Origin of the sequence: Brachybacterium sp. GU-2, from assembly GCF_030866705.2 — a bacterium.
Taxonomy (GTDB): Bacteria; Actinomycetota; Actinomycetes; order Actinomycetales; family Dermabacteraceae; genus Brachybacterium; species Brachybacterium conglomeratum.
The window spans coordinates 364122-381573 of sequence record NZ_CP133037.2 but is presented as its reverse complement, the minus strand read 5'-3'; the positions used below and the strand labels follow the sequence as shown (position 1 = coordinate 381573).

15 protein-coding genes and 3 pseudogenes are annotated in these 17452 nt (G+C 72.5%); 10 read left to right on the top strand and 8 right to left on the bottom strand.

The window, feature by feature from the left end; translation table 11 throughout:
• Nucleotides 1-84: 84 nt before the first annotated feature.
• Both RBL05_RS01845 and RBL05_RS01840 read right to left on the bottom strand, forming a co-directional pair.
• Entirely contained in the window at nucleotides 85-972 is an 888-nt protein-coding gene (locus tag RBL05_RS01845) for a helix-turn-helix domain-containing protein (RefSeq protein ID WP_308740789.1), read from the bottom strand.
• 23 nt (nucleotides 973-995) lie between these two features.
• Nucleotides 996-1896, bottom strand: a pseudogene (locus tag RBL05_RS01840) (aldo/keto reductase).
• Here RBL05_RS01840 and RBL05_RS16895 point away from each other — a divergent pair.
• Nucleotides 1895-3130 (top strand): annotated as a pseudogene (locus tag RBL05_RS16895) (Abi family protein). The pseudogenes RBL05_RS01840 and RBL05_RS16895 overlap by 2 nt on opposite strands.
• 32 nt (nucleotides 3131-3162) lie before the next feature.
• Here the strand turns inward: RBL05_RS16895 and RBL05_RS01825 are convergent.
• Nucleotides 3163-3993: a TrmH family RNA methyltransferase gene (locus RBL05_RS01825; protein ID WP_308740791.1), complete on the bottom strand. Its 831-nt coding sequence runs from the start codon at nucleotides 3991-3993 to the stop codon at nucleotides 3163-3165.
• Between the two features lie 4 nt (nucleotides 3994-3997).
• Nucleotides 3998-4792, bottom strand: a complete 795-nt coding sequence (locus RBL05_RS01820) for an ABC transporter ATP-binding protein (RefSeq protein ID WP_308740792.1) — start codon at nucleotides 4790-4792, stop codon at nucleotides 3998-4000.
• A 106-nt stretch (nucleotides 4793-4898) separates the two neighbouring features.
• On the opposite strand from RBL05_RS01820, the gene RBL05_RS01815 reads away from it, so the two are divergent.
• Together RBL05_RS01815 and RBL05_RS01810 are read left to right on the top strand one after the other, a co-directional pair.
• A complete protein-coding gene (locus RBL05_RS01815) occupies nucleotides 4899-6440 on the top strand; it encodes an RNB domain-containing ribonuclease (RefSeq protein ID WP_318604031.1) in 1542 nt (513 codons plus the stop codon).
• Complete coding sequence (locus RBL05_RS01810; RefSeq protein ID WP_318604030.1) at nucleotides 6437-7222, top strand: hypothetical protein; 786 nt, start codon at nucleotides 6437-6439, stop codon at nucleotides 7220-7222. The genes RBL05_RS01815 and RBL05_RS01810 overlap by 4 nt, the downstream gene beginning before the upstream one ends.
• A 45-nt stretch (nucleotides 7223-7267) precedes the next feature.
• Here RBL05_RS01810 and glgA read toward each other — a convergent pair whose 3' ends face one another.
• Complete coding sequence (gene glgA, locus RBL05_RS01805; RefSeq protein ID WP_308741141.1) at nucleotides 7268-8461, bottom strand: glycogen synthase; 1194 nt, start codon at nucleotides 8459-8461, stop codon at nucleotides 7268-7270.
• A gap of 125 nt (nucleotides 8462-8586) precedes the next feature.
• Here glgA and glgC point away from each other — a divergent pair.
• Both glgC and serB read left to right on the top strand, forming a co-directional pair.
• Nucleotides 8587-9827, top strand: a pseudogene (gene glgC, locus RBL05_RS01800) (glucose-1-phosphate adenylyltransferase).
• A gap of 20 nt (nucleotides 9828-9847) precedes the next feature.
• A complete protein-coding gene (gene serB, locus RBL05_RS01795; protein ID WP_308741142.1) occupies nucleotides 9848-10504 on the top strand; it encodes a phosphoserine phosphatase SerB in 657 nt (218 codons plus the stop codon).
• Nucleotides 10505-10568: 64 nt separating this feature from the next.
• On the opposite strand, the gene RBL05_RS01790 is transcribed toward serB, so the two are convergent.
• Both RBL05_RS01790 and RBL05_RS01785 read right to left on the bottom strand, forming a co-directional pair.
• Complete coding sequence (locus tag RBL05_RS01790; protein WP_308740795.1) at nucleotides 10569-11096, bottom strand: SixA phosphatase family protein; 528 nt, start codon at nucleotides 11094-11096, stop codon at nucleotides 10569-10571.
• Between the two features lie 45 nt (nucleotides 11097-11141).
• Nucleotides 11142-11867, bottom strand: coding sequence for a beta-ketoacyl-ACP reductase (locus RBL05_RS01785; protein WP_308740796.1), 726 nt, complete (start codon nucleotides 11865-11867; stop codon nucleotides 11142-11144).
• A gap of 157 nt (nucleotides 11868-12024) precedes the next feature.
• Here RBL05_RS01785 and RBL05_RS01780 point away from each other — a divergent pair, with 157 nt between their 5' ends.
• The 5 genes from RBL05_RS01780 to RBL05_RS01760 all read left to right on the top strand — a co-directional run bounded on the left by RBL05_RS01780 (nucleotide 12025) and on the right by RBL05_RS01760 (nucleotide 16740).
• Nucleotides 12025-13956: a hypothetical protein gene (locus RBL05_RS01780; RefSeq protein ID WP_308740797.1), complete on the top strand. Its 1932-nt coding sequence runs from the start codon at nucleotides 12025-12027 to the stop codon at nucleotides 13954-13956.
• Nucleotides 13953-14483: a hypothetical protein gene (locus RBL05_RS01775; RefSeq protein WP_308740798.1), complete on the top strand. Its 531-nt coding sequence runs from the start codon at nucleotides 13953-13955 to the stop codon at nucleotides 14481-14483. The genes RBL05_RS01780 and RBL05_RS01775 overlap by 4 nt, the downstream gene beginning before the upstream one ends.
• Nucleotides 14480-15463 carry an SURF1 family protein gene (locus RBL05_RS01770; protein WP_308740799.1) on the top strand — a complete coding sequence of 328 codons (984 nt, stop codon included), beginning with the start codon at nucleotides 14480-14482 and terminating at the stop codon, nucleotides 15461-15463. The genes RBL05_RS01775 and RBL05_RS01770 overlap by 4 nt, the downstream gene beginning before the upstream one ends.
• Nucleotides 15435-16247, top strand: coding sequence for a glycerophosphodiester phosphodiesterase (locus RBL05_RS01765; RefSeq protein WP_308740800.1), 813 nt, complete (start codon nucleotides 15435-15437; stop codon nucleotides 16245-16247). The genes RBL05_RS01770 and RBL05_RS01765 overlap by 29 nt, the downstream gene beginning before the upstream one ends.
• A 142-nt stretch (nucleotides 16248-16389) precedes the next feature.
• The gene (locus RBL05_RS01760) at nucleotides 16390-16740 is read left to right on the top strand and encodes an RNA polymerase-binding protein RbpA (protein WP_010551569.1); all 351 of its coding nucleotides are present in this window, start codon (nucleotides 16390-16392) and stop codon (nucleotides 16738-16740) included.
• 84 nt (nucleotides 16741-16824) lie between these two features.
• On the opposite strand, the gene RBL05_RS01755 is transcribed toward RBL05_RS01760, so the two are convergent.
• Entirely contained in the window at nucleotides 16825-17430 is a 606-nt protein-coding gene (locus tag RBL05_RS01755) for an FxsA family protein (protein ID WP_308740801.1), read from the bottom strand.
• Between the last annotated feature and the right edge of the window lie 22 nt (nucleotides 17431-17452).

The following is a 17452-nucleotide window of genomic DNA, read 5'->3' as shown; positions in this document are numbered from 1 at the left end:
CTGAGCCGCGGGAGCCGGTCGGGCTGGTTCAGGGGCGCGATCGCCGCCCGTCCGGCCGACCTTGGTCGGTCCTCGGCACTGCCGTCAGCCGGCTGCGGCGGTGCGCCCGTCGGCGGACGTGCGGGCCCCGTCGGCCGACTCCTGCGCGAGGCTGCCCAGCAGCCGCAGCCGCTCCTCGCTCGGCGAGCCGGGCGCGGCGGTGTACCCGAACATGAACCAGTCGGGATGGGCGGGGAAGTCCATCGCCTCGTAGCCGAGCTCGAGGTCCCCCACCTCGGGGTGGCGGATGCGCTTGAGACCGGTGCGGTGGTGGCGCACGTCGTGCGCGGCCCAGCGCACCCGGAAGTCGTCGCTGCGGGTGGCGAGCTCGCCGATGAGGTCGCTGAGCCGCTTGTCGCGCGGGGACTGACCCGCGTAGGTGCGCAGCGTCGCGACGATGCCGGTGGCGTTGTCCTCCCAGTTGGGGAAGAAGGTGCGCGAGGCGGGGCTGAAGAAGACGAAGCGGGCCGTGTTCCCGCGCGCGGCGGGATCCTCGAGCACCGGGGCGTACAGCGCGCGACCGACGGGATTCGTCGCCACCACGTCCATGCGCCGGTCCCGCACCCACACCGGCACGGAGACCGCGTCGACGAAGCGCTGCAGCGAGTCGGGGAAGGGCTGCTCGGCCGGACGTGGGCGCCGACGGGCCGGCGGCCCCGCGGCCTCCGCGAGGTCGTGGAGATGGTCGGTCTCCGCCTCGTCCAGCAGCAGGGTGCGAGCGAGCGCGTCCAGCACCTCCGTGGAGACGCCGCGCAGGTCGCCGCGCTCGATCCGGGCGTAGTACTCGACGCTGACCCCCGTGGCCGCGGCGACCTCCTCGCGGCGCAGCCCGGGCACGCGTCGACGCGCGCCGCCGAGGATCCCCGCCTGGGAGGGCGTGATCCGGTCCCGGCGCGTGCGCAGGAAGTCGCTCACCTCTTCTCGATGGTCCATGGTCACACCGTATTCCTCCCCGCTCACGCTTCCGGGATCTCGCGGCCGAAGGTCTCCAGCGTGATCGCGTCGGGGTCCGGGCCGCCGCGCTCCCCGGTCTCCAGCGCGTCGATCCGGGCGAGCTCCTCGTCGGGGAGCGCGACGCGGAACACGTCGAGGTTCTCGGCGATCCGCTCGGGGCGCACGGACTTCGGGATGACCGAGCGGCCCTGCTGGAGGCCCAGCGCAGCATCACCTGCGCCGGCGTGAGGCCGTGCGCGGCGGCGATCTCGCCGATCACCGGGTCGGTCAAGGTGGAGCGCTCCACCTCGCCGCGGTAGTGGGTGATCCCGCCGATCGGGGACCAGGCCTGGGTGAGGATGCCGTGGCGGGCGTTCGCCTCCTGGACATCGCGCTGCGCGAAGTAGGGGTGGGACTCGACCTGGTTCACGGCGGGACCACGTCGGTCGCCTCGAGCAGGCGCTCGAGCACGTCCGGCATGACGTTGCTGATGCCGATGGCGCGCACGCGACCGTCGGCCAGCAGCGTCTCCAGCGCCTTGTACGCGCCGATCGTCCTCTCGAAGTCACTCGTGAGCGGCTGATGTAGCAGGAGCAGGTCGATCTGGTCGACGCCGAGCTTCGCGGCGGACTTCTCGAAGCCGTGCAGCGCCTGGTCGTAGCCGTAGTCGGTGATCCACAGCTTCGTCTCGAGGAACACCTCGGAGCGGTCCACCCCCGAGGCGCGCAGCCCCTCCCCCACCTCCCGCTCGTTGCCGTAGGCCGCGGCGGTGTCGATGTGGCGGTAGCCGATGCGCAGCGCCTCGGCGACCGCGGCGGAGGTCTCCTCCGGCGGGGTCTGGAACACGCCGAGGCCGAGGGCCGGCATCGTCACGCCGTTGTTCAGGGTGAAGGAGGGATTCGGTGCGGTGAGATCGATCGTCATGCCGCCCACGCTAGGAGCAGGGGCGACGGGACGGGAGGAACTGGCGGTTCCCCCCTTCGAAGATCGTGCTGCTGTCAGTGACTCGGGGTGGAGGTCACGACACGTCGGCACTGCGGGGATCTGGATCGGCCGAGGGATTGAGTGCTACGCTGAGTTCACTACATCCCCCACGCCTCTCCACGATGCGCACTTGGGGGATTTTCTTTGCCAGCAGCAAGGACTCGACATGGATCGCTACGCCCCGAATCGTCATTCGCCGCGTTCACGGGGCGCGCTCGTCTACGACAAGCCGCCACTCACCCTCGACGAGCTCATCGAACGGCTGTCCGAACGTGGACTGGTCATCCCTGAACCCGAGCGGACGGCACGGTATCTGCGGCACATCGGGTACTACCGCTTTTCGCCGTACAACATTCCGTTCCAGCACGGCCATTCCGACGATCTGTTCCGCGAAGGAACCGAGTTCGACGATGTGCTGGATCTTTAGGTCTTCGATCGTGCACTGCGGCTCCTGGTCCTCGATGCGCTAGAGCGGGTCGAGGTAGCCGTCCGGGCTGCGCTCACCGATCACATGGCGACCTCGAGTGAGAACTCCCACTGGTATATGGACGCTTCTCATTTCCGCGATCAACGCAGGCACGACAGGCTCCTCAGAATCGTCAAGGACAGCTGTGACGAGCGGCTTCGGGGGACGCCCGACGCCGGTGAGGATTCTCTGGTGCACCGGTCGGCTCTCGAGCATTACCTCACGACGTACAGCGCTCCCGAGCTGCCTCCGTCCTGGCTGATGGTCGAGACCCTCACCATCGGACAGCTCGCGAGCACGTACCGCAATCTGAAGCGTCGTGCTGATCGGACCGCGATCGCCAAGAGCATCGGACTCACCGCCCCGGTCCTGGAGTCTTGGCTCCAGACCTACGTCCGGGTCAGGAACATCTGCGCGCATCACGGACGGCTGTGGAACGTCGGGCTCGGCGTCTATCCCGCTATTCCCACCTCGCCGTCGATCCCGTGGTTGACAGGAGCGAATGCTCTCCCCGAGCGTTCGAGAAAGCGCCTCTACCCCGTTCTCGTGTCGCTCCAAACAGTGCTCGAGACCGTCTCTCCCCGTAGCAGCTGGGCGCGCCGCCTGCACGAGCTAGTCAGCGCTCGGCCGCGGATGAACCTCATCGGAATGGGGATCCCCGAAGACTGGGCGGACGACGGATTCTGGGCCAAGCATCTGGCCCCGTGAACACTCTCAGGGTGCCCGGGAACTGACGAGTCTCACCCCTGCGCGAGCATCGCCCGTCGCTGCCAGAACACGACGGCGCTGGCCGCGGCGACGTTGAGGGAGTCAACTCCCCCGGCCATCGGGATCACCACGTGCTCGTCGACCGCGCTGAGCGTCGCGGGCTTCAGGCCGTGGCCCTCCGCCCCGAGGACGAGGGCGACCTTCCGGTCCGGGCCGAGGTCCACCTCGTCCAGCGGCACCGCCCCGTCGGTGAGCGCCAGGGCGAGCACGTCGAAGCCGGCCTCGTGCAGCCCCTCGACGCCCGCGGCGGGCCAGGCGGTCAGCCGAGTCCACGGCACCTGGAAGACGGTGCCCATCGAGACGCGGATCGAGCGGCGGTACAGCGGGTCAGCGCACTGCGGGGTCACGAGCACCGCGTCCACGCCCAGCGCCGCGGCGGAGCGGAACATCGCCCCGACGTTCGTGTGGTCGACGATGTCCTCGAGCACGGCGACGGTCCGCGCCCCCTCCAGCAGCTCACGGGCGCCGGGCAGCTCGGGCCGCTGCATGGCCGCGAGCGCGCCGCGGTGCAGATGGAAGCCGGTGAGCTGCTCGAGCAGCACCTCCTCCCCCACGAACACGGGCACCTCGGGGAAGCGCTCGTACAGCGGCGCGAACTTCGAAAGCCACTTCTCGCTCATCAGGAAGGAGCGCGGGGCCATGCCCGCGTCCATCGCCCGGGAGATGACCTCGAAGCTCTCGGCCATGAACAGGCCCCGCTCCACCTCGACGCGGGAGCGGAGCTTCACGTCCGTCATGCGCAGGTAGTCGTCGAGCGCCGGGTCCCCGAGTTCGGTGATCCGGCGCAGCTGCGCCTCGCTCATGCGCTCAGTCCAGGGAGAGGGAGCGGGCGGTGAAGCGCTCGCCGCGCTGCTCGACCACGAGCGGCAGCCCGAAGGTCCTCGTCAGGTTCTGGGAGGTGAGGGTCTCGGCGATGGGGCCGGCGGCGACGAGACCGCCGTCGCGCAGCAGCGCGACATGGGTGTAGCCCGGCGGGATCTCCTCGACGTGGTGGGTGACCAGCACCGTCACCGGGGTCGCGGGGTCCTTCGCGAGCCGGCCCAGGGTGCGCACGAGCGCCTCCCGGCCGCCGAGGTCCAGGCCCGCGGCGGGCTCGTCCAGCAGCAGCAGCTCCGGGTCGGTCATCAGGGCGCGGGCGGCGAGGACGCGCTTGCGCTCGCCGGTGGAGAGGGTGCCGAAGTGGCGGCCTGCGAGGTCGCCGACGCCGAAAGCGGCCAGCAGGGTGCGGGCGCGCTCGAGGTCGACCTCGTCGTAGCTCTCCCGCCACCGGCCGACGACGCCGTACCCGGCGGTGACCACGACGTTCTCGGCGGTCTCGTCGGCCGGGATCGTGTCGGCGAGCTCCTGGCTCGCCAGGCCCAGCAGGGGGCGCAGCTCGAAGATGTCCACGCGCCCCAGCTGCTCGCCGAGGATCTCGACGGTGCCGAAGGTGGGGTGCAGCCGTGCCGAGAGCAGGCGCACCAGGGTGGACTTCCCGGCGCCGTTGGGGCCGAGCACCGCCCACCGCTCCCCCTCCCCGATCCGGAGGGACACCTCGTCGAGGATGGTCTTCCCGTTGCGGGTGACGGTGACATCGGTCAGGGAGGCTGCTGCGACGGACATGGCCCCGAGCCTATCGCCTGGGCGCCCTGGTCCGTGGTCGGCCCACCGGGCGCGTCGGCCCCTGCCTAGACTGGCCCGGTCCGACCCCGACCTGCTGGAGGTCCCTGTGGCGCACCGTCCCGTCTCCCTGCTCGCACCGCGCGGCTCGGTCGCCGCCGACGACCTCCGCGAGGGCATCGACGCGCTCCTGGCGGACCACAACGGCGACGTGCCGCTCGAGTTCCCCGCCGACGTGCTCGCCGCCGCCGAGGAGGCCGCGGGGCGCGACGCCGCGGCAGGCGGTGCGGACCGACGCGATCTCACGGACGTGCCCTTCGTGACCCTGGATCCGGCAAGCTCCACGGACCTCGACCAGGCGATGCATCTGGAGCGCACCGCGGAGGGGTACAGGGTGCTGTACGCGATCGCGGACGTGCCCTTCTTCGTCGACCTCCACGGCGTGATCGACCACGAGGCCCGGCGGCGCGGGGAGACCCTCTACCTCCCGGACCGTCGCATCCCCCTGCATCCCGCGGTGCTCTCCGAGGGCGTCGCCTCCCTGCTGCCGGAGCAGACCGCGCCCGCCTTCGTGTGGGAGCTGACTCTCGACGAGCGCGGCGAGGTCATCGGGATCGGGCTCGAGCGGGCGCTGGTCCGCTCGGTCGCGAAGCTCGCCTACGACCGGGTGCAGCAGGAGCTCGACGCCGGGCGGGGCCATCCGATGATGGTGCTGCTGCAGGAGATCGGCGACCTCCGCACCGCGCTCGAGGCCGAGCGCGGCGGGGCGAGCCTGAACGTGCCCGAGCAGGAGGTGGTGGCCGAGGAGGACCACGTGCGCCTGACCTGGCGGAGCATGAACCCGATCGAGGACGCGAACGCGCAGCTCTCGCTGATGACCGGCATGGCCGCGGCGAGCCTGATGCTCGAGCACGGCGCGGGCATCCTGCGCACCATGCCGCCCGCGGAGCAGCGCGCCGTGGACCGGTTCCGCCGCCAGAGCGAGGTACTCGGCGTGCCCTGGCGCGAGGGCGTGGAGTACGGGGAGTTCCTGCGCTCCCTGGACTGGCGCGAGCCGACCCATCTCGCGCTGCTGAACCTCGCCACCTCCCTGTTCCGGGGCGCCTCCTATGCGGCGTTCACCCGGCCCGAGGAGGTGCCCGAGGACCCGGTGCAGGCCGCGATCGCCGCGCCCTACGCCCACACCACCGCGCCGCTGCGCCGCCTGGTGGACCGCTTGGTGCTGCTGGTCTGCCTGGACCATGCACAGGGCCGCAGCCCCTCGCAGGAGCTGCTCGCCGCCCTCGGCGAGATCCCCGAGGCGATGCAGTCCACCGGCGCGCGGGCCGGGAACCTCGAGCGGGCCGCCCGCGAGCTGGTGGAGACCGCCGCCCTCGTCGCCTGGCAGGGCGAGACCTTCGACGCGACGGTGATCGAGCGGCGCGAGGCGAGCGAGGGCAACGGCTCCGGCGCTCCGCTGCGCGTCGAGGTGCAGCTGACCGATCCGCCGGTGACCGCCTGGGTGCCGATGGACGCGGAGGTCGGGACCGTGGTGCGGGTGCGGCTGGAGACGGTGGACGTCCCCGCGCGGCGGGCGGTCTTCGTCGCGGCCGAGGGGTCGAGCGCGGCCGACGACGGGGCGCCCGGCGGCGCGGACGGAGCCGGCTCATGAGCGAGGCGGCTGCCGGGCGTGATCTCGTCGCCCTCCCCCGGGCGGCGGTGCTGATGCTGTGGACCGCCGCCTACCTGCGCGGCGACCTCGGCCCCGACGACGCCGCCCGGATGAGCCACGGCGTGGGCCGCTCCGGACCCTCCGGCGAGGGCACGGACCTGTTCGAGTGGATGACGGCGCTGCGCCGCCTGCCGCTCGCCCAGCTGCGTCTGGTGCTGCCCGCCCCCGGCCGGCTCGCGGGACTCGTCGGCCCGCCTCCGGTGGTGCCGCTCGCCCTCGAGGCGGAGCAGGCGATCATCGTCACCGGCGCCGGGATCGCCGATCACACCCTCGTCCCGGTGCTGACCCCGGTCGAGGTCGAGGGACGCGAGGTCACGGCGGTGACCTGGGTGAAGGTCGAGGCGCCGCTCGGCGCGCAGGTGCCGCCCGCGGCGACCTCGGGCAGCGCCCGCGAGGAGCTGCTGCGCGCGCTGCGCCGCACGGCCGAGGGGAGCGTCGACCTGGACCTGGTGCCCGAGGAGCCGGTCGAGGCCGCCCGCATCCCGGCCACCTGGATCTCCACCGCCCTGCCGCGCCACGTCGACGGGGCGGCCGCGCACCTGCTGGTCCTGGCCTCCCGCACCCTGCTGCTGACCCGCTCCGAGATCGAGGAGGGGCACGGCCACACGATCGACCTCTCGGAGGCGCTCGCACGGCGGGGCCTGCTCGACGAGCTGCACGAGGCGGCGCGCGCGGCGCTGGTCGAGGCGATCGAGCGGATCGTGCTGGACGAGCTGGGCTGAGCTCGCCCGTCCCGGCGCGTGCCGGGACGGCCGACGGTCAGTCGGTCAGCGCGACTGCTCGATGACCGTGCGGTAGACCTCCAGGGTGCGCTCCGCGATCGAGGTCCAGGAGAAGTGCTCGGCGGCGCGACGGCGCGAGGCCTCGCCCATCTCCTTCGCCCGTGCCGGGTCCGAGACCATCCGCACCAGCGCGTCGCGGGTGTCGGCGATGAACCTCTCCGGGTCCACGGGGGTGCCGGTGCCGTCGGTGAGCTGCTCGAGCTGGACCAGGTAGCCGGTCTCCCCGTCGGCGACGACCTCGGGGATGCCGCCGGTCGCGGAGGCGACCACGGGGGTGCCGCAGGCCATGGCCTCGAGGTTCACGATGCCGAGCGGCTCGTAGATGCTCGGGCACGCGAAGGTGGTCGCGTGGGTGAGGATCTGGGTCAGCTCGTGGCGCGGCAGCATCTCGGTGATCAGGTGCACGTTGCCGCGGGTGGTGGACAGCTCCCTGACGAGCCCGTCGACCTCCTGGGCGATCTCCGGGGTGTCCGGGGCGCCGGCGCACAGCACCACCTGGTAGTCCTCGGGCAGCTCGCGCACCGCCCGCAGGAAGTAGGGCAGGCCCTTCTGGCGGGTGATCCGGCCGACGAACACGATCGTCGGCGCCTCGGGGTCGATGCCGCGGGTGGTCAGCGCCGAGGTGTCCTGGTTCGGGGCCCAGGAGTCGATGTCGATGCCGTTGTGGACCACGTGCACCTTGGCCGGGTCGACCGAGGGGTAGGCGCGCAGGATGTCCTCCCGCATCCCGGCGGAGACCGCGATGACCCCGGCGGCGCCCTCGTAGGCGGTGCGCTCGGCGAAGGAGGAGACGCGATAGCCGCCGCCGAGCTGCTCGGCCTTCCACGGGCGCAGCGGCTCGAGGGAGTGGGCCGAGAGCACGTGCGGGATCCCGTGCAGCAGCGAGGCGACGTGCCCGGCGAAGTTCGCGTACCAGGTGTGGGAATGGACCAGGTCCGCGCCGCCGCAGTCCGCGGCGATCAGCAGGTCGGTGCCGAGGGTGGACAGGGCGGCGTTGGCCCCCTCGAGCTCCGCGGGGGTGCTGTAGGAGCTGGTGCCCTCCTCCTCGCGCTCGGCGCCGAAGGCCCGCACCCGCACGTCGATGTGCGGGCGCAGCACCTTGGTGAGCTCGGCGACGTGCACCCCGGCGCCGCCGTAGACCTCCGGGGGGTACTCCTTGGTGAGCAGGTCGACGCGCATGGGCTCCTTCTCCTTCGTGCCTCGGCGGGGGCGCACGGCGCGGACCGGTTTGCCCGTTCCGTCCGGTGCGTCCACGCTCTCGGGGATGTGCGTGACGAGTGCCACGATTGGACTATCCTCGCACCATGTCGTCCCAGAAGGTCCTCGCCATCGTCCTCGCCGGCGGCGAGGGGAAGCGGCTGATGCCGCTGACCCTCGATCGGGCAAAGCCCGCGGTGCCGTTCGGCGGCATCTACCGCCTCATCGACTTCGCCCTGTCGAACATCGTCAACTCCGGCTATCTCAAGATCGTCGTGCTCACCCAGTACAAGTCGCACTCGCTGGACAAGCACATCGCCCAGACGTGGCGGATGAGCTCGCTGCTGGGCAACTACGTCGCGCCGGTCCCCGCACAGCAGCGGATGGGCAAGCACTGGTTCCGCGGCAGCGCCGACGCGATCGCCCAGTCGCTGAACCTGATCCACGACGAGAAGCCGGAGTACGTGGTCGTCGTCGGCGCCGACAACATCTACCGCATGGACTTCTCGCAGATGCTGGACGCGCACATCGAGTCCGGCCGCTCCTGCACGGTCGCCGCGATCCGTCAGCCGATCGAGCTGTCGGACCAGTTCGGCGTCATCGAGACCGATCCGTCGGACCCCACCGCCATCAAGGCCTTCGTCGAGAAGCCGAAGGAGACCGAGGGCCTGGCCGACGACCCCTCCTCGGTCCTCGCCTCGATGGGCAACTACATCTTCACCGCCGACGCGCTGGTCGAGGCCGTCACCCGCGACGCCGAGGACGACTCCTCCAAGCACGACATGGGCGGCGACATCGTCCCCTCGTTCGTGGAGAACGGCGACGCGACGGTCTACGACTTCATCCACAACGACGTGCCGGGCTCCACCGATCGCGACCGCGACTACTGGCGCGACGTCGGCACCCTGGACGCCTTCTACGACGCGCACATGGATCTGATCTCGATCCACCCCGTGTTCAACCTCTACAACGACGAGTGGCCCACCTTCACCGGGCACCGCAACGCGCCGCCGGCGAAGTTCGTCCACGCCGGCCCCGGCCGCGTCGGCTCCGCGGTGGATTCCGTCATCTCGCCCGGTGTGGTCGTCTCCGGCGCCTCGGTCTCCAGCTCCGTGCTCTCCCCGGAGTGCGCGTGAACTCCTGGTCGACGGTCTCGGACTCCGTGCTGATGGACGGCGTCACGGTGGGGCGGCACTGCCAGATCCACCGCGCGATCATCGACAAGGACGTGATCGTCCCCCCGCGCACCCAGATCGGCCTGGACGCCGAGAAGGACCGGGCCCGCGGCTGGGTCGTCACCGAGTCCGGCATCACCGTGATCGGCAAGGGCACGGTCATCGAGCCGTGAGCGCCGCAGTTCCCGGGACCATGACGACCTCCCTCGCGACGGGGCTGCTCGTCTCCGACGTCGACTCGACCTTCCTCACGCAGGAGGTGATCGAGCTCGTCGCCGATCACGCCGGCGTGCGGGCCGAGGTCGAGGAGATCACCACCGCGGCGATGCGCGGCGAGCTCGACTTCGCCGCGTCGCTGCGGGCGCGGGTGGCGCTGCTGGAGGGGCTCGACGAAGCGGTTCTCGCCCAAGTGCGCTCCTCGCTGGTGCCGACGCCCGGCGCGCTCGAGCTGGTGCGCCGCGCGAAGGCGGCCGGCTGGGCGACCGCGCTGGTCTCCGGCGGGTTCCAAGAGGTGATCGATTCCCTCGCCGCCGAGGCGGGCATCGACCACGTGCGGGCGAACCGCTTCGAGATCGCGGAGGGCCGCCTCACCGGGAAGGTCTCCGGCCCGATCATCGACGGCGCCGCGAAGCGCGCCACCCTCGAGGAGCTCGCCGAGCGGCACGGCGTGCCGGTCGCGCGGATCGTGGCGATGGGCGACGGGGCGAACGACCGCGAGATGCTCGCCGCCGCCGGCACCGGCATCGCCTTCCGGGCGAAGCCCGCGCTGCGGGAGGTCGCCGACGTGGTGCTGGACGGGGCATCGCTGCTGGACGCCTGGCCGCACCTGGAGGCCGCGGCCTCCCGCTGAGCGGCTCCGCACAGCACAGCGCCCGCCCCACCGTCACGGTGGGGCGGGCGCTGTCGCGTCGGTCTCAGGGGCGGACGATGGTGTGCAGGGTGAGCGCGTCCTCGCCGAGGGCCTCCCAGTTCTCCAGGGAGCCGGAGAGCACCGACATGGAACCGGTCGGCATGCCGATGCGGGCCTGCGCGGTCGCCCCGGCGTCGGAGTCGTCGTCCGCCAGCAGCGCGCTGAGCGAGGAGATGGTCGGCTCGTGCCCGATCACCAGCACCACCGCGTGCTCCGGGGCGACGCCCCGGACCAGCGAGAGCAGCTCCGAGGGGCCGCCGGAGTAGATCTCCTCGTGCGAGGTGACCTCTCCGTCGAAGTCCAGCATCTGCGAGCGGACACCCTCCCAGGTCTGCGCGGTGCGGGTGGAGTCCGAGACGAGCACCCGGGAGACCTGCACGTTCTGCGCGGCGAGGTACTCCCCCACCAGTCGGGCCTGGGACTGTCCGCGCTCGGCCAGCGCACGCTCGTGGTCGGGCTGGCCGGAGCTGTTCTCCGCCTTGCCGTGGCGCATCAGGAGCAGCAGACGACTGGCGGGGTCGGAGGAGGACATCGGGGTGGATTCACACCTTCAGGGTCGGTCGGTTCGGGACGGGGATCAGTGTCCCATGCCCAGGCCGCCGTCGACGGGGATGACGGCGCCGGAGATGTACGCCGCATCATCGCTCGCGACGAACGCCACGACGCGGGCCACCTCCTCCGGGTCCGCGAAGCGCCCGGCGGGGATCGCCTTGCGGTAGCTGTCCTGGAGGTCCTCGGAGAGCTGCTGGGTCATCTCGGTGTCGATGTAGCCGGGCGCGACCACGTTCGCGGTGATGCCGCGGGAGCCGAGCTCGCGGGTGAGCGCGCGGGCGATGCCGACGAGACCGGACTTCGAGGCTGCGTAGTTGACCTGCCCGGGCGAGCCGTACAGGCCCACCACGGAGCTGATCAGCACGATGCGGCCCTTCTTCTTGCGCACCATCGACTTGATCACGCGCTGCACCGTGCGGAAGGCGCCGGTGAGGTTGGTGTCGAGCACCGTCTCGAAGGACTCGTCGCTCATCCGCAGCAGGAGCTGGTCGTCGGTGATGCCGGCGTTCGCGACCAGCACCTCGATCGGTCCGTTCTCGGCCTCGACGGTCTTGATCGCGGCGGTGAGGCTGTCGCCGTCGGTGACGTCGGCGGCGACGGTGAGTGCGCCCTCGGGGCCGCCGGTGCCGGAGCGGCTGGTGACCGCGACCTTGTCGCCGCGGCGGAGGAACTCCTCCGCGATCGACCGGCCGATGCCCCGGTTGCCTCCCGTGACCAGGACGCTGCGGGGCTCGGGGGTGCTCTCGGTCATGCGGACTCCTTCGTGTCAGGGGCGGCGTACGCGGTGTGTCGGCACGCGGCGGGGACGCCGCCCGGTAGGGGTGTGTGCTCTACGATACGGGGCGAGAGAGCGTCGGGACCCGAGGGGGGGACCCGGCCCCGCCCACAGCTCCGGAAGGTGCCCCACGATGGCCTATCGCTTCAATCCTCCGCCGAACTGGCCGATCGACGATCCGCAGTGGAGCCCGCCTCCCGGCTGGCAGCCGGATCCGTCGTGGGGCCCCGCGCCCGAGGGCTGGAACTTCTGGGTCAGCGCCGAGGACGCCCCGGCGGCCCCGCCGGCCGCGCCGGAGCAGGCTTCGGCCGAGCAGCCCGCTCCTGCGCAGGAGCCCGCGCCGGTCGAGGACGACGCGACGCGGCTGAGCGCGGGCGATGATGCGCGGACGCACGTGGCACAGCAGCCGGAGCAGCCCGTGACCACCGCGTCCGAGCCCGCGGCGGACGTCCAGGATCCCTCCGCCGGCCAGGATGCTCCCGCAGGCCAGGATGCCGCTGCCGCGCAGGGCGCCACCGGCCAGTACGGCGCGATCAACCCCTACGGCGCCGCTCCCAGCGGTGCCGACGCCGCGCAGGGCACGCCGTCCGGCGAGCACGCCGACGACACCCGCGGGCGGCATGCGGCCGAGCCCGTCGATCAGGGGGTGCCCGCACCGGCGCCTGCTGGGGCCGATGCACCGCAGCAGTCCGCTTCCTCCGACGCCGAGGACGCGACGCACGTCGCGGGCACCGACCCCCGCACCGCCGGGACCGGCTCCGAGGCCGGCGGCGTCGCCTCCGGGACTTCCGGGGCCTCGGAGAGCGCCGAGTACGCGGGTCCCGATCTCGAGGCGGGCCTCGCCCAGCAGGCCCCGTACGAGACCGCGGAGCCGGCACCGGGCACGGGCCAGGACGCCTCCGCCCAGGGCACGGACCACAGCGGTGCGGGCTGGGGTGCGGCAGCCGCAGGCGGTGCCGCCGTCGGCGGTGCGGCGGCCGGCGGCGCGTACGCCGCCCAGGGTTCCTCCGACGCCTCCCAGGGCTCCGCCGACGGCGGGGCGCCTTCCGCGCCCGACTACGGCCAGACCCACGGCCAGGGCGATGTCGCGTCCGGCTACGGCCAGGGACAGGGCTACGGCCAGGCCTCTGCAGACCAGGGCTACGGGCAGGCGCAGGCCGGCTACGGCCAGGCCTCCCCTGCCCAGGGCTACGGCCAGGCCTCGGCCGACCAGGGCTATGGCCAGGCCTCGGCCGACCAGGGCTATGGCCAGGCCTCGCCCGCCGAGTACGGCGCCCAGGGCTACGGCCAGGGCTCGCCTGCCCAGGGCCACGGCCCCGGCTCCCCCGCCCAGGGCTACGGACAGGGCTCGCCCTCGACCGACTCCGGCGCCGCATGGACCGCGTCGACCGGCGCCGAGCCGCCGAAGAAGGGCTTCCTCCGGCGCTTCTGGTGGATCGGCTGCATCCTCCTGATCGTCATCGCGCTGGTCCTCGCGATCATCGGCGGAGTGTTCCTGCTGAACCGCGGGGGCGACGAGCCGACCGGGGGCGGCGACCCCACCACCTCCCAGGAGGAGACCACCGACGGCGGCGAGGAGACGACGCCCGAGGAGACCACCGACGACGAGGCGGAGGAGCCCGAGCCGACCCCGACCGACCTCGCCACCATCGACCCCTCCGCGAAGCCGGTCCAGATCGTGGGCACCGACGGCACCGGGACCATGGCCGTGCACATGGAGTACAAGCCTGCCGATCAGCTCGAGAGCGAGTACGGCGGCACCGTCGAGCCCGGCGAGCAGGGCGACTACCTCGTGGTCACCGCGAAACTCACCGTCACCGAGGGCACGTTCGACGGGCTGAACCCCCACCAGTTCACCGTGATGACCCCCTACGGCGGCGGCGTCTCGCCGGCGACCCCGACCTTCGGGCTCAAGGGCTCCGGGGCGAGCTGGACGCCGGAAGAGGGCTTCAAGGCCGGTGACGAATACACGATGACGATTCTGTTCGACGTCAAGCGCGCCGGCGGCAACAAGCTGGACTTCGACAGCTACTCGGACAACTACTCCTGGGACGTCCCTGCGTGACCTCCGCACAGCGCTTCAACCCGCCGCCGAACTGGCCCGAACCCCCGCATGACGAGTGGGTCCCGCCGGCGGACTTCCGGCCCGGCCCCTCCTGGGGGCCGGTGCCGGCCGGGTGGAGGCTCTGGACGGACGACCGATCCGCCCCGCAGGCCGGGGCGCCGCTGCAGGACTCCGAGGATGTCCCCGCCAGCGGCGCCCGCCCCCGGGCGCGGGTCGAGCAGTACCCGGTCTCCGTCCTCAACCCCGGGATGTGGACCGAGAACCACCTCCAGGACGAGGACTACGGCTTCCCGCCGGCACAGCCCCGCAGGGACCGGCCGCGGCTGCGCCTGGGGATGACCATCACGGTCACAGCCCTCGGCCTGCTGCTCACCGCCGCGACGGTGCTCCTCTTCGTGCAGCTGGTGCAGTTCGGGATCGAGGACCTCACCGGCGTGCTCGGGGAGCAGGCGAGCCATCTGCACGGGGCCGGGCACGCGATGCCCGGTGATCACGGGACGGGCGCCGTGGCACCTGATCGCGGATGACCGACCGCTCCGCCCGTCGCCGCATCCTGCTCTCCCGCGACACCCTCCTCGGCCTCGTGGTCGTGCTGCTGCTCGCCGCCGTCTGCGTGTCCCTCGGGCTGTGGCAGTACGGCCGCTTCGAGGACAAGCGCGACCGCGCCGCGGTCATCGAGGAGAACTACGACGCCTCTGCCGTTCCCCTCGCCGAGGCGATGCCCGATCCTGCTGCTCCGCTCCCGGACGCGCAGGTGTGGACGCCGGTCGAGATGCAGGGCAGCTACTGCACCGATCCCGGCTGCGTGCTCTACGTCCGCAACCGCCAGCTCGGCGGCGAGGTCGGCTTCTGGCAGCTCGTCCCCTTCCGCGGCGAGGACGGCACCACGCTGATGATCGTGCGCGGCTGGGTGCCCGAGGACGCCGACGCCAGCTCCCCCGCCGATCCGGCGCCCGTCCCGGAGGGCACCCTCACGGTGACCGCCCGTCTGCGGACGGCGGAGCCGGTGCTGGACCGGGTCCCGCCGGAGGGCCAGGCCCACTCCGTCAACCCCACCCAGATCGCCTCCCAGCTCGGCCTGGACACGGAGGCCGTGGTGATCGGCGCCTTCGGCGAGCTCGCGCAGGAGGAGCCAGCCGCGGACCGGCCGCAGCCGCTCCCGGCACCGGAGACGGGCCTCGGACCGCATCTGTCCTACGCCTTCCAGTGGTGGATCTTCGCGCTGTTCTTCCCCGGCGCCCTGATCTTCCGCCTGCGCCGCCAGTTCCAGGACATCGCTGCGGAGGAGGCCGAGGCCACCGCGGGGGCATCGCCGGGCAAGGGCGACGACGACGCTGCGGTCGCCATCGCCCCGGCGGACCCGCACGCCGCCTCGTCGCCCCGGACCGCCACGCGGACCGGCGCACGGGACACCGCAGACCATCGCCCCCGACGCGCCGTCCGCGCGCGTCGACGGGGCCAGGACGAGGAGGAAGAGGATGCCCTCATCGACCAGCAGCAGCCCTGAGCGGCCCGGAGCGCCCGCCTCGCGCTTCCTGCCCGGCCCGCGGCCGCGCCGCATCGCCCACCGGGGGCTCGCGCTCGAGGCGCCGGAGAACACCCTCGAGGCGTTCCGCGCCGCCCTCGACGCCGGCGCGGACATGCTCGAGACCGACACCCGCGCGACCCGGGACGGACTGGCCCTCGCCGTGCACGACGAGGACCTCGCCCGCATCGCCGGCGACCCCCGCCGCATCGACGAGCTCTCGGCGTCGGACGCCGGCGCCGTGCGGCTGCCCGGCGACCGGCCGCTCGCGATGCTCGAGGACGTGCTGGACGCCTTCCCGGACGTCCCGCTGAACATCGACGTGAAGAGCCCCTCCGCGATCGGTCCCGCCGTCGCCGCGATCGCCCGGACCCGCAGCGCCGACCGGGTGTGCCTGGCGGGCTTCGACGGCGCCGTGGTGCGCCGTGCGGTCGCCACGCTCCGCGCCGCGACCGGGGTCACGGCCGTGCGCAGCCCCTCCCGGGGCGTGATCGGCCGCTTCCTCGCCGCCCGTGCGCTCGAGGCCCCGCTCGCCGTCACCGACCGGCTGCTCGCCCCCTACGGTGCGCTGCAGGTGCCGGAGACGTTCAAGGGGATCCCGGTGGTGACCCGGGACACCGTCGCCGCCGCGCACCATGCCGGCTGCGAGGTGCACGTCTGGACCGTGGACGATCCTGTGACCATGCAGGATCTGCTGGTCAAGGGCGTGGATGGTATCATCAGCAATCGCGTCGACCTGCTCTCCGAGCTCCTCGACGACGCCTGACCCGCGAGGGCCGTGCAGCTCCCGGGAAGAGATCCGGCCCCGCAGGCGTTGACACCTGCGGGTGTCGCCGCGCACGACACCCCACAGACCTCCCGGACGGCACACCGTCCGGCCCCGTACCCCGGCAGGAAGCGAGAACCGCATGAACAGCCGCAGCCTGCGAGGCACCCGACTGGGCTCCCTCTCCATGGAGACCGACGAGGGCGTCCTCGCCGCGCCGCGCCAGGAGGCAATCTACGACTGCCCCAACGGCCACCACATCGTCCTCCCCTTCTCGGTCGAGGCAGACGTCCCGGCTGTGTGGGAGTGCCGCTGCGGCCAGACCGCGGTGCTGCGCGACCACGAAAAGCCCGAGGAGAAGCCGGGCAAGCCCGTGCGCACCCACTGGGACATGCTGCTCGAGCGCCGCAGCGAGGAGGACCTCCAGGTACTGCTCGACCAGCGCCTCGAGCTGCTGCGCGCCGGCAAGCTCCACCAGCGCCGCAACCTCTGAGCCCCCCAGCTCACCGGAAGAGCCCCCGCACCGCCGATCACGGCGGGGCGGGGGCTCTTCCCGTAGGCGGTCTCGCAGCCCGGGTCACTCCGGGGAGGGCGGGTCCTGCACGATCATCGGCGGGACGGCGCCGTCCTCCCGCCGTCCGTCGGCCCCGCCGGAGGCACCGCCGGTGCGGCGGTTCTCGACGATGATCTCGCCGTCGATCACGCCGCTGCCGGAGCGGCGGTAGAGCACGGTGCGGGCCTGCTCCGAGCCGCTGGCCAGCCCGATCGCGGAGACGGCGCGCTTCTGCACCGGGGTGAGCAGCAGCACGAGCGCGGCGAGGTCGGTGAGCAGTCCGGGGAAGAAGAACAGCAGCGCCGAGAGCATCGTGAAGGCGGGGCGCGAGAGGTGGTCCTGCACGTCGCCGCTGCCGCGCACGGCACGGAACAGGGAGCGCACGCGCACGAAGGACTGCTGTCCGGCGGCGACCAGCAGCGCCACGCCCACGAGCCAGCCCACCACGACGATCAGCACGGACCACCACAGGCTCGTGTTCACGCCGATCAGCACCAGGATCGCGAGCTCGAGGAGGCCCACGACGACGATCGCGAGCGGGATCGCGCTCGCGCGTCGCGAGCGGCGGCGGTCGGCGGGGTCGGTCGGGCGCCCGGAGGCCCCCGGGGTGCTGTGGGGCGAGCTCGTCACGGCGGTTCCCTTCCTGTGCGAG

What these genes read in the sequence shown, in the direction of transcription:
- RBL05_RS01845 (WP_308740789.1), bottom strand. Translation starts at nt 972, where the DNA reads ATGGACCATCGAGAAGAGGTGAGCGACTTCCTGCGCACGCGCCGGGAC.
- RBL05_RS01825 (WP_308740791.1), bottom strand. Translation starts at nt 3,993, where the DNA reads ATGAGCGAGGCGCAGCTGCGCCGGATCACCGAACTCGGGGACCCGGCG.
- RBL05_RS01820 (WP_308740792.1), bottom strand. Translation starts at nt 4,792, where the DNA reads ATGTCCGTCGCAGCAGCCTCCCTGACCGATGTCACCGTCACCCGCAAC.
- RBL05_RS01810 (WP_318604030.1), top strand. Translation starts at nt 6,437, where the DNA reads ATGAGCGAGGCGGCTGCCGGGCGTGATCTCGTCGCCCTCCCCCGGGCG.
- glgA (WP_308741141.1), bottom strand. Translation starts at nt 8,461, where the DNA reads ATGCGCGTCGACCTGCTCACCAAGGAGTACCCCCCGGAGGTCTACGGC.
- serB (WP_308741142.1), top strand. Translation starts at nt 9,848, where the DNA reads ATGACGACCTCCCTCGCGACGGGGCTGCTCGTCTCCGACGTCGACTCG.
- RBL05_RS01790 (WP_308740795.1), bottom strand. Translation starts at nt 11,096, where the DNA reads ATGTCCTCCTCCGACCCCGCCAGTCGTCTGCTGCTCCTGATGCGCCAC.
- RBL05_RS01785 (WP_308740796.1), bottom strand. Translation starts at nt 11,867, where the DNA reads ATGACCGAGAGCACCCCCGAGCCCCGCAGCGTCCTGGTCACGGGAGGC.
- RBL05_RS01780 (WP_308740797.1), top strand. Translation starts at nt 12,025, where the DNA reads ATGGCCTATCGCTTCAATCCTCCGCCGAACTGGCCGATCGACGATCCG.
- RBL05_RS01770 (WP_308740799.1), top strand. Translation starts at nt 14,480, where the DNA reads ATGACCGACCGCTCCGCCCGTCGCCGCATCCTGCTCTCCCGCGACACC.
- RBL05_RS01765 (WP_308740800.1), top strand. Translation starts at nt 15,435, where the DNA reads ATGCCCTCATCGACCAGCAGCAGCCCTGAGCGGCCCGGAGCGCCCGCC.
- RBL05_RS01760 (WP_010551569.1), top strand. Translation starts at nt 16,390, where the DNA reads ATGAACAGCCGCAGCCTGCGAGGCACCCGACTGGGCTCCCTCTCCATG.